We start from the raw sequence: 13,210 nt of genomic DNA on the forward strand, positions 1-13,210 counted from the left end.
GCCGTACCGTCAGATCGCGGGAAACTGTCGAAGGCGGGGTGGGTCCGGTTGCGGGAGTGTCCGCGGCATGGATGCCGCGGCCAAGCCCCCATGGACGGGTTTGCGGCGTCTCCCGCAACCGGACCCACCCCGCCATCCCACAGGAAACCCGCTTCTGCTTCTGCTTCGGCTGTTGCTGTTGCTTCGGCTCGCAGCAGGTGCAGGGCTGCAAGCCCTGCCGACCAACACCCTTCTTACGAACGGCTGACGTGACGCTCATGCGCCATGCGCGAGGCTGTCCGTTCGGCTGTTCGAGTGGAGGTGGCAACGGTGCACTGGGAAAGCGCACAGGCGTACGCATGGCCGTTGGGAGTGGCAGCATTAGTGGGTGGCATCGGCGCGTGGTTGATCCTGTGGATCTACCATCGGCTGAAAGGGCGTGATCGCCGGCGTGCGCGCATCGGGCGTGTGCTGGGATTACCGCTGGCCACCGCATGGCCGTTGCTGCTGTTGATTCCTGCGCTGCAGGCCACGCCGCTGCAGGATCCGGCCCTGGGCAACCTGCAGCACATGCTGCACATCGCGCTGACCGCGTGTTTCATCTGGTTGCTGGTACGCGCGGTGGCGGCGGGCGAGCGCGCGATCCTGCGCAGCCATCCAATCGATGTCTCCGACAACCTGGAGGCGCGCCGCATCCAGACCCAGACCCGGGTGCTCAGCCGCGTACTGATGGGCGCCATCATCGTGCTGGGCGCGTCGCTGGTACTGCTGACGTTCCCGATGGTGCAGAAGATCGGTACCGCGCTGCTGGCATCGGCAGGCCTGATCGGCCTGGTGGCCGGTATCGCGGCCAAGCCGGTGTTTGGCAACCTGATCGCTGGCCTGCAGATTGCGGTGACGCAGCCGATCCGGCTGGATGACGTGGTGATCGTCGAAGGCGAGTGGGGCCGTATCGAGGAGATCGGCAGCAGCTACGTCGTGGTCCGCATCTGGGATGAGCGACGCATGGTGGTGCCGCTGACCTGGTTCATCGAGAACCCGTTCCAGAACTGGACGCGGCGCAGCGCCGATCTGCTCGGCACGGCGTTCCTGTGGCTGGACTACCGCGCCCCGATCGCGGCGATCCGCACCGAGCTGGAGCGCATCTGCCGTGGTGAGGCGCTGTGGGATGGCCGGGTCTGCGTGACCCAGGTGACCGAAACCAGCGAACGCGCAATCCAGGTGCGCCTGCTGGTCAGCGCACGCAGTTCCGGTGATGCCTTCGACCTGCGCTGCCTGGTACGCGAGCGGATGCTGGATTTCCTGGCGCGCGAGCATCCGCAGTCGTTGCCGCAGGTGCGTGCGCGCGTGCAGCACGAAGACGAACTGGACATGCCGCGAGGACCTCGCGCGCGCACCGCGGATGTACGGTCGCCGGGTGCTGAAGATGGTGAGGCGGCGATCGTATCGATGGAGCCTGCGGATCGGTAGTGCCGGCCGCTGGCCGGCAACCCGGGATCTGCCGGCCAGCGGCCGGCACTACCACGCCGATCAAGGTTCGCCAGCGTCGATCAGCGCGTCGGTATCGAAGTGTGGCGGCCGTCGCGCGCGGGTGCGCTGTTCGTAGGCGTAGGCCATCTCGATCAGCTTCGGTTCGCTCCAGGCGGTGCCCATGAACAGCAGGCCGACCGGCAGGCCGTCGATCTGCCCCATCGGCACGCTGAGGCTGGGATAGCCGGCGACGGCGGCGACGCTGTAGCTCTCCCCGGGGAAGTCGTCGCCGTCACTGCGGATCGGCCAGGCCACACCCGTGGTCGGGGCCACCAGCGCATCAAGCTGATGGGCGGCGAGGGCGGCATCGATGCCGTCCGGGCCGGCCAAGCGGCGCGCATCGGTGCGCGCGCGGATGTAGGCGGGGTCGGCCAGGCCGGCAGTCGCATCGGCCTCCACCAGCAGTTCCTGGCCGAACAGGCCCAGTTCCTGCTTGCTGTGTGCCTGGTTGAAGGCGATCAGTTCGGCCAGGCTGCGCAGTGGTGCGCGATGGGTGCTGAGGTAGCGCTCCAGGCCGGCCTTGAACTCGTACAGCAGCACGCTGCGTTCGGCCTCGGCCCAGACGCCCTGGTTGGGCAGTTCCACCGGCACCACCACCGCGCCGGCGCGGCGCAGCTCGGTGGCGGCCTGTTCGATCAGTGGCGGCATGCCGCGGTACTTCAGCAGGGGCGTCTGCAGCAGGCCGATGCGCTTGCCGCGCAGGCCCTGCGGGTCCAGGCGCGCGGTGTAGTCGTAGACCGCGCGGCCGGGCATGGTTGCGGTGGCTGGGTCGGCGTCATCGCGGCCGGCAATGGCGGTCAGCACGGCGGCGGCATCGGCGACGCTGCGCGTCATCGGCCCGGCGGTGTCCTGGCTGAAGGAAATCGGGATGATGCCGTCGCGGCTGACCAGGCCGACCGTCGGCTTCAGGCCGACCACGCCATTGACCGCGGCCGGGCAGACGATGCTGCCGTCGGTCTCGGTGCCGATCGCCACGCTGGCCAGGTTGGCGGCTACGGCGACTGCGCTGCCGCTGCTGGAGCCGCAGGGCGAATGGCTGAGGCGATAGGGATTGCGGGTCTGGCCGCCGCGCGCGCTCCATCCGGACACCGAATCATTGCCGCGGAAATTGGCCCATTCGCTGAGGTTGGTCTTGCCCAGCACCACGGCACCGGCCTCGCGCAGGCGGCGTACCAGGTAGGCGTCGTCCGGGCGGAAGCCCTGCAGCGCCAGCGAGCCGGCCGTGGTGGCCATCGGCGCGGCGTTGATGTTGTCCTTCAGCACGATCGGGATGCCGTGCAGCGGGCCACGCAGGCGGCCGTCACGACGTTCGCGGTCGCGCTCGGCGGCTTCCTTCAGTGCATCCGGGTTGAGTTCGATCACCGCGCGCAGGCGGGGGCCGGCACGGTCCAGTGCGGCGATGCGCTGCAGGTAGGCCTGGGTCAGGGTGGTGCTGTCCAGTTCACCGGCGGTCATCCGCGCCTGCAGATCGGCGACATCGGTTTCGGCGTAGGGGAACGGCACGTTGCGGCTGGCAGGTTCGGCGGCGTGGGCGCTGGGCGTGGCCGGGCTGCAGGCAGCGACAAGCAGCGCAGGCAGCGCAGCGAGCAGGCAGATCAGGAGGGGCGGCAAGGACGGGCGCATGGGGCGGCTTGGTCGGCTCCAATCCCCAGTGTAGCCGCTGCTCAGCGGCGGCGCTTGCGCAGGTCGCGGGCCAGCACGTAGACCACGATCAGGTTGATCGCCAGGATCGTCCACGAGGGCCAGCCAGGGTGGCGGATGATCGCGAAGATATCGAACGGCAGGTACAGCGAAGCGGTCAGGCAGCCCAGCCAGGAGGCCCAGGCCTTGGCACGCCACAGGCCCCAGGCTTCGACCAGGTGCAGCAGGCCGTAACCGATCATCCCCGCCGCGGCCAGGTGCACCGCGTCGGGGCTGATCATGTGCAGCAGCGAGGGCAGGGTGCCATGGTCCGGATCCAGGCTGAAGCGCCGGATCAGGGCCATGATGCCGTGCCGCAGCGGCTGCGGTCCGAGCACTTCCAGCCCGGTGGCGGCCAACAGCGCCAGCATCGCCTTGCTCGCTTCGAGCAAGGCGATGACGTGCAGACCCGGATGCCGGTGTGGATCCGGGTTGTAGCCGCTCTGGTTCACGGGGTGCTGGCTCAGCCGCCGCGCGAAGCCTTCTTGCGGTCGCTTTCGGTCAGGAACTTCTTGCGCAGGCGGATCTCCTTCGGGGTGATCTCGACCAGCTCGTCGTCTTCGATGAAGTCCAGGGCCTGCTCCAGCGAGTACTTGATCGCCGGGGTCAGCTGGATCGCATCGTCCTTGCCCGAAGCGCGCATGTTGGTCAGCGGCTTGGTCTTGATCGCGTTGACGGTCAGGTCGTTGTCCTTGGAGTGGATACCGACCAGCTGACCTTCGTACACGTTGTCGCCTTCAGCAGCGAACAGCTTGCCGCGCTCCTGCAGCGGGCCCAGCGAGTAGGCCGGCGTGGCGCCCGGTGCATTGGCGATCATCACGCCGTTGATGCGCTTGGCGATCGCGCCCTGCTCCTTCGGACCGTAGTGGTCGAAGACATGGAACAGCAGGCCCGAACCCTGGGTGAGGGTCTTGAACTCGTTCTGGAAACCGATCAGGCCACGGGCCGGGATCTGGTACTCAAGGCGCACGCGGCCCTTGCCGTCCGATTCCATGTTCTTCAGCTGGCCCTTGCGGGTGCCCAGCTTTTCCATCACGCCGCCCTGGTGGATTTCTTCGATGTCCACCACCAGCTGCTCGATCGGCTCCATGGCCTGGCCGTCGATCTGCTTGATGATCACTTCCGGACGCGACACGGCCAGCTCGTAGCCTTCACGACGCATGTTCTCGATCAGCACCGACAGGTGCAGCTCGCCACGGCCGGAGACCAGGAACTTGTCGGCGTCTTCCAGCTGTTCAACCTTCAGCGCGACGTTGTGGACCTTTTCACGGTCCAGGCGGTCCTTGATCTGGCGGCTGGTCAGGAACTTGCCACCGGACAGGTCCTTGTTGCCGGCGAACGGCGAGTTGTTGACCTGGAAGGTCATCGAGATGGTCGGCTCGTCGACGGTCAGTGCCGGCAGCGCTTCCGGGGTGTCCGGGGCGCACAGGGTGTCGGAGATGGTCAGCTCCTGGATGCCCGAGATGGCGACGATGTCACCGGCCTCGGCCGAATCCTGCTCGATGCGCTCCAGGCCCAGGAAGCCCAGCACCTGCAGCACCTTGCCGTTGCGCTTCTTGCCTTCACGGTCGATGACCGCGACCTGCATGTTCTTCTTCAGGGTGCCGCGCTGGATGCGGCCGATGCCGATCACGCCCACGAAGTTGTTGTAGTCCAGCTGGCTGATGCGCATCTGGAACGGGCCTTCCGGATCGACTTCCGGCTTCGGCGCGTGCTGCATGATCGCTTCGTACAGCGGGGTCATGTCGCCGTCGCGCACGGTGTCTTCCAGGCCAGCGTAGCCGTTCAGGGCCGAGGCGTAGACGATCGGGAAGTCGAGCTGCTCATTGGTGGCGCCGAGCTTGTCGAACAGGTCGAACACCTGGTCGATCACCCACTCCGGACGCGAGCCCGGGCGGTCGACCTTGTTGACCACGACGATCGGCTTGAAGCCCATCGCGAAGGCCTTCTGGGTGACGAAGCGGGTCTGCGGCATCGGGCCGTCCATCGCGTCGACGAGGATCAGCACGGTGTCGACCATCGACAGCACGCGCTCGACCTCACCACCGAAGTCGGCGTGTCCGGGGGTGTCGACGATGTTGATCCGGTTCTTGATACCGGTCTTCTTGTCTTCCCAGGTGATGGCCGTGTTCTTGGCCAGGATGGTGATGCCGCGTTCCTTTTCCTGGTCGTTGCTGTCCATCACGCGCTCGGCGAGGACGGTACGCTCGGACAGGGTGCCGGACTGCTTCAGCAGCTGGTCGACCAGGGTGGTCTTGCCATGGTCGACGTGGGCGACGATGGCGATGTTGCGAAGATTTTCGATGGACATACGAAAGGGGGCCAGTCGGCGCCGGATTTGGAAAAAGAAGTCCAACATTATACGTCGAAGTTGACGATTGGCGAAAACCTCCATTTCACACCGCCCGGGTGCCCCGTTCAGCTACCCGTCCATGGCCCGCCGTCCGGGTGCTGAAGACCCCGCCTGCACCGATGGTCGAAGGCGCCCATACGGCAGGGGAGGTGTATCCTTATGGGGCTGATTACACACCCCGCATCCCAAGGATCTTCATGTCCCTCATCGCCACTTTCGACACCACCCAGGGCCCGATCAAGGTCGAGCTGTTCGCTGACAAGGCGCCGCTGACCGTGGCCAACTTCGTGAACCTGGTCAAGCACGGCTTCTATGACGGCCTGATCTTCCACCGCGTGATCGCCGACTTCATGATCCAGGGCGGCTGCCCCAAGGGTCAGGGCACCGGTGGCCCGGGCTACAAGTTCGAAGACGAGAAGAATGGTGTGAAGCACCAGGTCGGCTCGCTGTCGATGGCCAATGCCGGTCCGAACACCAACGGCAGCCAGTTCTTCATCACCCACATCAAGACCGATTGGCTGGATGGCAAGCACACCGTGTTCGGCCAGGTGCTGGACGGCCAGGCCATCGTCGATTCGGTCAAGCAGGGCGATGTGATCCATTCGATCACCCTGGAAGGCGATACCGACGCCGTGCTGGCCGCCCAGGCCGAGCGCGTGGCGGAGTGGAACAAGCTCCTCGCCGCCTGATTTCCCTTCGAAACGGCCACCCTCGGGTGGCCGTTTCCCTGTTCCCCGCCGCCCGCCCGGCCTGCGTGGCCACGCCCGCGGCGTCCCATCAAACGCTTGCAAGCAAGAGGAAACCCCCATGAAAGCACCCGTTCGTGTTGCCGTGACCGGCGCCGCCGGCCAGATCGGTTATGCCCTGCTGTTCCGCATCGCCTCCGGCGAAATGCTGGGCAAGGACCAGCCGGTCATCCTGCAGCTGCTGGAACTGCCGGTCGACAAGGCCCAGGCCGCCCTGAAGGGCGTGATGATGGAACTGGAAGACTGCGCCTTCCCGCTGCTGGCCGGCATGGTCGGCACCGACGACGCCGAAGTGGCCTTCAAGGACGCCGACATCGCCCTGCTGGTCGGCGCGCGTCCGCGCGGCCCGGGCATGGAGCGCAAGGACCTGCTGCTGGAAAACGCCAAGATCTTCACCGCTCAGGGCGCGGCGCTGAACAAGGTCGCCAGCCGTGACGTGAAGGTGCTGGTGGTCGGCAACCCGGCGAACACCAACGCCTACATCGCGATGAAGTCGGCCCCGGACCTGAAGCCGGAGAACTTCACCGCCATGCTGCGCCTGGACCACAACCGCGCCCTGAGCCAGCTGTCGGCCAAGCTCGGCAAGCCGGTCGGTGGCATGGAGAAGCTGGTCGTGTGGGGCAACCACAGCCCGACGATGTACCCGGACTACCGTTTCGCCACCGCCGATGGTGCGTCGATCGCCGATGCGATCAACGACCAGGAGTGGAACGCCAACACCTTCATCCCGACCGTCGGCAAGCGCGGCGCGGCGATCATCGAAGCCCGTGGCTCGTCCTCGGCGGCTTCGGCGGCCAACGCAGCCATCGACCACGTGCGTGACTGGGTGCTGGGCAGCAACGGCAAGTGGGTCACCATGGGCGTGCCGTCCGACGGTTCCTATGGCATTCCGGAAGGCGTGATCTTCGGCTTCGCGGTGACCACCGAGAACGGCAAGTACACCCTGGTCAAGGATCTGCCGGTCGACGACTTCAGCCAGAAGTACATCGACAAGACCCTGGCCGAGCTGGAAGAAGAGCGCTCCGGCGTCGCCCACCTGCTGGGCTGAGGCAGGCGGTACCGGCGCGAGCCGGTACGTCTTCCGTCAAGGTAGGTACCGACCGCTGGTCGGTACGCAGAAAACGGGGAGGCTTCGGCTTCCCCGTTTTCATTTGGAGTTCCTGGAACCGCATGATCCACCTGCATTACATCGACGACGCGCTGCTGGTGGCCGAGAAGCCGGCCGGCCTGCTGTCCGTGCCCGGCCGCAGCGCCGAGAACCAGGACTGCGTGGTCGCGCGGCTGCAGGCACTGTACCCGGACGCACTGACCGTGCACCGCCTGGACCAGGTGACCTCGGGCCTGCTGCTGCACGCGCGCGGCAAGGACATGCAGGCGGCGTTGTCGATGCAGTTCGAGCAGCGCCAGGTTGGCAAGCGTTATGAAGCGATCGTGGAGGGGCTGCTTGAAGGCGATGCCGGCGAAGTGGACCTGCCGCTGATCGTGGACTGGCCGAACCGGCCGAAGCAGATGGTCGACCACGAACGCGGCAAGCCGGCGCTGACGCGCTGGCGCGTAATGGCGCGTGATGTTGAAGCGCAGCGCACCCGCGTGGCGTTGGAACCGATCACTGGCCGCAGCCATCAGCTGCGCCTGCACATGGCCAGTCTCGGCCATCCCATCGTTGGTGACGTGCTGTACGGCGCAGCACCGGCGCAGCGCGTGCACCTGCATGCGCGCAGCCTGCAGTTCACCCACCCGGTGACGGGCGAGGCGCTCGCGTTCGAGTCCGCGACTCCGTTCTAGGGGTTCGGCAGGGCTTGCAGCCCTGCACCCGCAGAATCAACGTCAACGTCAAAAGCGGGCTATCCGTGGGTTGGCGGGACGGTGTCGGAGTGCGGGGACGCCGCAAGTACGTCCCTGTAGGCTTGGCAGCCGCATCCATGCGGCTGACACCCCGCACTCCGACACCGCCCCACCTTCGACAGGTTCCCGCGGCTGTTGGTAACTGCGGCCGTTGTTCCGCGCGGCTGTTGGTAGGTGTCGACCTTGGTCGACACGATTTTTCTTTCAGATATCGAATGAATCATCCACGCATGGCGTGGATCTACCGTGTCGACCAAGGTCGACACCTACCAGAGCAGTCGACCAAGGTCGACACCCATCAGGTCAATACGCCGTTCCGACAGATCGCGGCCAACTGTCGAAGGCGGGGTGGGTCCGGTTGCGGGAGTGTCCGCGGCATGGATGCCGCGGCCAAGCCCCCAAGGATGGGTTTACGGCGTCTCCCGCAACCGGACCCACCCCGCCATCCCTCAATAGCCCAGCTTTTGACGTTGACTTTGACGTTGATTCTGCAGGTGCAGGGCTGCAAGCCCTGCAGAACAAACCCACCCCCTACCAAGGTAGGGCGGCCCGCGCGGCAGCGCCGGACTATCCTCGAACCCATGACTTTGTCTGGGAGGGCTGCGTCATGAACTACGAGGAAACCTACCGTCGCTCGATCGACGAGCCGGAGGCCTTCTGGGGCGAGGAAGCCAAGCGCATCCATTGGCACAAACCGCCGCAGCAGGTGCTCGACTACAGCAACCCGCCGTTCCGGCGCTGGTTCGTCGGCGGCGAAACCAATCTCTGCTACAACGCCGTCGACCGCCACTTGGCCGACCGCGCCGACCAGCTGGCGCTGGTCGCCATCTCCACTGAGACCAATAGCACCCGCGAGATCACCTATCGCCAGCTGTATCGCGAAGTGAACGACTTCGCCGCCGTGCTCAGGCACCTGGGCGTCGGTCACGGTGACCGCGTGGTGATCTACATGCCGAACATGGCCGAAGCGGTATTTGCCATGCTCGCCTGCGCGCGCATCGGTGCGGTGCACTCGGTGGTGTTCGGCGGCTTCGCCGCGCACAACCTGGCGCTGCGCATCGACGATGCCAAGCCCAAACTGCTGATCGCCGCCGATGCCGGCATGCGCGGCGGCAAGCTGATTCCGTACAAGGCGATGGTCGACGCGGCCTGCGCAGAGGCCAGTAATCCGCCGCCACATGTGTTGATCGTGTCGCGTGGGTTGGACCCGGCCGAGCCGCGTGTGGCGGGGCGCGATGTGGAATACGCCACCCTGCGTGCGCAGATCGGCGAAACCGATGTGCCGGTGCAGTGGCTGGAATCAAGCGAGCCGAGCTACCTGCTGTACACCTCCGGCACCACCGGCAAGCCGAAGGGCGTGCAACGCGATGTCGGCGGCTATGCGGTGGCGATGGCGCAGTCGATGGAGACCGTGTTCGACTGCCGGCCAGGGCAGGTGATGTTCTCCACCTCCGATGTCGGCTGGGCGGTCGGCCATTCCTACAACGTGTACGGCCCGCTGATCGGCGGCTGCACCTCGCTGCTCTACGAAGGGCTGCCGACCAACCCGGACCCGGGCATCTGGTGGGCGCTGTGCGAGCAGTACAACGTGCGCACGATGTTCTCGTCGCCCACCGCCATCCGCGTGCTGAAGAAGCACGACGCGGACTTCATCCATCGCCACGACCTGGGCGCGCTGAAGTACCTGTTCCTGGCCGGCGAGCCGCTGGACGAGCCGACCGCGCACTGGATCAGTGAAGCGCTCGGCAAGCCGATCATCGACAATTACTGGCAGACCGAAACCGGCTGGCCGGCGCTGACCCTGCTGCCTGGCCTGGAGATGAAGCCGGTGCGCTTCGGTTCGCCGGGCTTCCCCAACCTCGGTTACCGGATGAAGGTGATCGACGAGAACACCGGCGAGGAAGTAGCGCCGGGGCAGAAGGGCGTGCTGGTAATGACCCCGCCGTTGCCGCCGGGCTGCATGAGCACGGTGTGGAACGACGACAGCCGCTTCCTGAAGAGCTACTTCAGCCACTTCAAGGAGCTGCTGTACAGCTCACTGGACTGGGCGATCCGCGATGACGATGGCTACACCTTCATCCTCGGCCGCACCGACGATGTGATCAACGTGGCCGGTCACCGGTTGGGTACGCGCGAGATTGAAGAAGCCATCTCCAGCCATCCACGTGTGGCCGAGGCTGCCGTGATCGGGGTCAAGGATGAACTGAAGGGGCAGGTGCCGCTGGTGTTCGTCACCCTCAAGCAGGGCCTCGATGGTGAGGATCCGGCGCCGGTGGTGGCCGAGATGATGGCCACGGTGACCGCCTCGCTCGGTGCGGTTGCGCGCCCGGCGCACGTGCACGTGGTCAACGCGTTGCCCAAGACCCGCTCGGGCAAGCTGCTGCGGCGCTCGTTGCAGGCACTGGCCGAACAGCGCGACCCGGGTGACCTGTCGACGCTGGATGATCCCGGAGCGCTGGAGGAGATCCGCCGCGCGCTGGGCCGCTGATCTGGTAGTGCCGGCCGCTGGCCGGCAACCTCGGGATTGATGGGATTGCCGGCCAGCGGCCGGCACTACCCTCTGTGTCCAGCACTTGCGCTAAGCTCGGCCTGTCATCGACCTGCAACACGCGGCGCGCGCCGGGGAAGGCGCGTGCCGTCCGGGGATGTCACACAGGGGAGCGCGCCCACCAGGGCGCGCAGGCATCGCGCATCGAGGGAAGGGGGAGCAATGGCATTGCTGCACGCCAAGACGGCCGCTGGCCGCCAGGAAATCGAGGACCGTGGCCGGCGCCTGCCGGCGGCACTGCGTTCGATCCTGCTGATGGTCGATGGCCATCGCGATGACACTGAATTGCGCGGCCTGTTCGAAGGCCTGCGTGCACCCCCCGATGCACTGGAGCAATTGTCAGCGCAGGGCCTGATCGAAGTGATCGGCGGAAGTGCAGAGGTGACACCGCTGAGTGGCATCAGTACCGGGCGCGAACAGGACCCGGCGCTGTACCAGCAGCTGTACGACGCGATGAGCGAGGCGGTACGCCGCCATCTGGGCCTGAAGGGCTATTTCATGCAGTTGAGGATCGAACGCTGCACCGATGCGCTGGCACTGGAGCGCCTGTGCCCGGAGCTGCTGGCGGCCGTCGGCAAGGCGCGCAGCCCGGCGCTTGCGCAGCGCTGGTGGCAGGAAACCCAGGCGGCACTGGCGAGTGGCAGCAGCGAGGTCGTACAGGCCTCAGCCACCGCGTAAAGTGATCGGTTTACTTCCCACAAGGAGTCTCCCGTGCAGGACGACCACGACGACACCGATACCCCCGGCTGGGACGCGATCAACGCCGCGCTTGCGCCGTTGCATGCCGGCCAGGAACCGCGCCATTACGGCACTGCATTGCCCTACACGCTGGGCGGTCAGGATCCCCTGGATGGCATCAGTGTGTACTGGGCGGATGCGCCGGTCCGGCACTGGCACTACATCACCTATGGCTTCTCCGAGCTGTACGCCAAGGAAAGCAGCGATGCCGCTACCAGCGGTTATGGCTTCGAACTGACGTTCCGCTTGGCTGCGAGCGCCGGCGAGAGCGCAGGCAGTGAGCCGCCGGTGTGGCCGATGAACCTGCTGCAGAACCTGGCGCGCTATGTGTTCGGCAGCGGCAACGTGTTCGAGGACGGTCACCACCTCAATGCCAATGGCCCGATCGCGCTGGAGACCGACACGCGGTTGTGCCACCTCGCCTTCATCGCCGACCCGCAGCTTCCCGCGCGTGATACCGCCAACGGTCATCTGCAGTTCCTGCAGCTGGTCGGGTTGACTGATGAAGAAATGGAGGCGGTCAAACGCTGGTCGACGCGCGGCGTGCTGCAGGTGCTGCAGCCGGCGATGCCGCTGTGGATCAGCGACCTGCATCGCGGCAACCTGCTGGAGGATCCGGTACTGGCTGCACAGGTGCAGGCCGGCAGCGAGCGCGAAGGCTCCAGCACCGGCATGTTGTTCATCGAGACGCTGGACTGGCGCCAGGAGGCGGGCGTCACCACCCTGGTGCTCGGTGCGGGCCAGGTGGCCAGCGTGTGCGAGCTGCTGCCATTGCGCCTGCGCCACGGCAAATCGCTGGAACTGGTCAGCCGCGAGCGGCAGTGGGAGTTCATCCCGGCCGGGCGCGGTGAAGCCGGCGACGTGTCCGCCGACAGCGCGTGCTGGGCACTGGACGAGGCGGGACTGCAGGCCCTGGAGGGCGTGCGTGCCGAGCGCGGCATCTACCCGGTGGCGGCGGCGCTGCGCATCGAAGTGGTGCCGACCTACCTGCGCGATGCGAAGGGCGAGGTGATCCGCCAGATCGGCTGAGCGGATCGATGGGGCTGATGGGGTCAGAGCCGCCTGCTGCGCAGACGGATCCGACCCCGGCTCAAACCCGGGGGCAGGTCAGGCCAGGCCTTCGGCCTTCAGCGCGGCCTGCACACCAGCGTCGGCGTCCATGCGCGCCTTGTAGGCGGCCAGGTTGTCCAGGCCGGACAGGTCGACCTTGGTGCCGGCGGCCCAGCGCAGGGTGATGTAGAAGTACGGATCGGCGAAGCTGCGGAAGCCGGCGAGCCAGGCCTTATCGGCCAGCTGTTTGTCGGCGGTCTCGAACAGGCCGCGCAGGCGCTTGTGTGCGGCGGCGCGGATCGCATCGAACTGGCTTTCGTCGGCAATGAACTTGCCCGGCGCGAACAGCGGCGAGAATGCCGGATGCACATCGGAATTGACGAAGGCCAGCCAGCGGGTGGCTTCGGCGCGCTGGCGCGGGCTGCCGTCGCCGCCAAGGCCGGCCTGCGGGAAGCTGTCGGCGATGTAGCCCATGATCGCGGCGTTCTGCAGCAGCACGAAGTCGCCATCGACCAGTGCGGGAACGGCACCGGCCGGATTGATCTTGAGGAATTCCGGGCCCTTCAGGGTGTCCTTGTTCAGCAGTTCAACCTCGAACGGCTGGCCGGTCCACTGCAGGGCGATGTGGTCGGCGGTGGAACAGGCACCGGGCTTGCTGTACAGCTTCATGGGAACTCCAGGTGATGCGGGCGGGAAACCCCCACTATCCCAGAGCTTGCTGGCGGGCGGCAACGCTGCCGC

11 protein-coding genes are annotated in these 13,210 nt (G+C 66.4%); 7 read left to right on the top strand and 4 right to left on the bottom strand.

Features of this window, described 5'->3' with window-relative positions; translation table 11 throughout:
- Positions 1-264: 264 nt before the first annotated feature.
- Complete coding sequence (locus AC3ITW_RS04055) at positions 265-1,449, top strand: mechanosensitive ion channel family protein (protein ID WP_232054009.1); 1,185 nt, start codon at positions 265-267, stop codon at positions 1,447-1,449.
- A gap of 60 nt (positions 1,450-1,509) precedes the next feature.
- On the opposite strand, the gene AC3ITW_RS04060 is transcribed toward AC3ITW_RS04055, so the two are convergent.
- Genes AC3ITW_RS04060 through typA form a run of 3 tightly spaced genes read right to left on the bottom strand, consistent with a single transcriptional unit; the run spans position 1,510 to position 5,500 of the window.
- The gene (locus tag AC3ITW_RS04060; protein ID WP_065722701.1) at positions 1,510-3,132 is read right to left on the bottom strand and encodes an amidase; all 1,623 of its coding nucleotides are present in this window, start codon (positions 3,130-3,132) and stop codon (positions 1,510-1,512) included.
- Positions 3,133-3,173: 41 nt separating this feature from the next.
- A complete protein-coding gene (locus tag AC3ITW_RS04065) occupies positions 3,174-3,641 on the bottom strand; it encodes a DUF2127 domain-containing protein (protein WP_012510161.1) in 468 nt (155 codons plus the stop codon).
- Positions 3,642-3,652: 11 nt separating this feature from the next.
- Positions 3,653-5,500: a translational GTPase TypA gene (typA, locus tag AC3ITW_RS04070; protein ID WP_012510162.1), complete on the bottom strand. Its 1,848-nt coding sequence runs from the start codon at positions 5,498-5,500 to the stop codon at positions 3,653-3,655.
- Between the two features lie 239 nt (positions 5,501-5,739).
- Here typA and AC3ITW_RS04075 point away from each other — a divergent pair, with 239 nt between their 5' ends.
- From AC3ITW_RS04075 to AC3ITW_RS04100, 6 genes are all read left to right on the top strand, one after another.
- On the top strand, positions 5,740-6,231 hold the full coding sequence (locus tag AC3ITW_RS04075; RefSeq protein ID WP_004145509.1) for a peptidylprolyl isomerase: 492 nt from the start codon (positions 5,740-5,742) through the stop codon (positions 6,229-6,231).
- Positions 6,232-6,349: 118 nt separating this feature from the next.
- Positions 6,350-7,336, top strand: coding sequence for a malate dehydrogenase (locus tag AC3ITW_RS04080; RefSeq protein WP_004145527.1), 987 nt, complete (start codon positions 6,350-6,352; stop codon positions 7,334-7,336).
- A 122-nt stretch (positions 7,337-7,458) separates the two neighbouring features.
- The gene (locus AC3ITW_RS04085; RefSeq protein WP_004145563.1) at positions 7,459-8,073 is read left to right on the top strand and encodes an RluA family pseudouridine synthase; all 615 of its coding nucleotides are present in this window, start codon (positions 7,459-7,461) and stop codon (positions 8,071-8,073) included.
- 667 nt (positions 8,074-8,740) lie between these two features.
- A complete protein-coding gene (gene prpE / locus AC3ITW_RS04090; protein ID WP_100434106.1) occupies positions 8,741-10,621 on the top strand; it encodes a propionate--CoA ligase in 1,881 nt (626 codons plus the stop codon).
- A gap of 222 nt (positions 10,622-10,843) precedes the next feature.
- On the top strand, positions 10,844-11,359 hold the full coding sequence (locus AC3ITW_RS04095) for a hypothetical protein (RefSeq protein WP_100434107.1): 516 nt from the start codon (positions 10,844-10,846) through the stop codon (positions 11,357-11,359).
- A gap of 33 nt (positions 11,360-11,392) precedes the next feature.
- Positions 11,393-12,448 (top strand): suppressor of fused domain protein, encoded by a 1,056-nt coding sequence (locus AC3ITW_RS04100; protein ID WP_100434108.1) that lies wholly within the window; start codon positions 11,393-11,395, stop codon positions 12,446-12,448.
- A 78-nt stretch (positions 12,449-12,526) separates the two neighbouring features.
- Here the strand turns inward: AC3ITW_RS04100 and AC3ITW_RS04105 are convergent, their stop codons facing one another.
- Positions 12,527-13,138, bottom strand: a complete 612-nt coding sequence (locus tag AC3ITW_RS04105; RefSeq protein WP_004145642.1) for a glutathione S-transferase N-terminal domain-containing protein — start codon at positions 13,136-13,138, stop codon at positions 12,527-12,529.
- Positions 13,139-13,210 lie beyond the last annotated feature (72 nt).

The organism is Stenotrophomonas sp. KH_052, assembly GCF_057838755.1.

Bases quoted from the DNA above. Each gene is read 5' to 3' on its own strand.
- AC3ITW_RS04095 (WP_100434107.1), top strand. From the start codon at position 10,844: ATGGCATTGCTGCACGCCAAGACGGCCGCTGGCCGCCAGGAAATCGAG.
- AC3ITW_RS04055 (WP_232054009.1), top strand. From the start codon at position 265: ATGCGCGAGGCTGTCCGTTCGGCTGTTCGAGTGGAGGTGGCAACGGTG.
- AC3ITW_RS04060 (WP_065722701.1), bottom strand. From the start codon at position 3,132: ATGCGCCCGTCCTTGCCGCCCCTCCTGATCTGCCTGCTCGCTGCGCTG.
- AC3ITW_RS04105 (WP_004145642.1), bottom strand. From the start codon at position 13,138: ATGAAGCTGTACAGCAAGCCCGGTGCCTGTTCCACCGCCGACCACATC.
- AC3ITW_RS04085 (WP_004145563.1), top strand. From the start codon at position 7,459: ATGATCCACCTGCATTACATCGACGACGCGCTGCTGGTGGCCGAGAAG.
- prpE (WP_100434106.1), top strand. From the start codon at position 8,741: ATGAACTACGAGGAAACCTACCGTCGCTCGATCGACGAGCCGGAGGCC.
- AC3ITW_RS04080 (WP_004145527.1), top strand. From the start codon at position 6,350: ATGAAAGCACCCGTTCGTGTTGCCGTGACCGGCGCCGCCGGCCAGATC.
- AC3ITW_RS04075 (WP_004145509.1), top strand. From the start codon at position 5,740: ATGTCCCTCATCGCCACTTTCGACACCACCCAGGGCCCGATCAAGGTC.
- typA (WP_012510162.1), bottom strand. From the start codon at position 5,500: ATGTCCATCGAAAATCTTCGCAACATCGCCATCGTCGCCCACGTCGAC.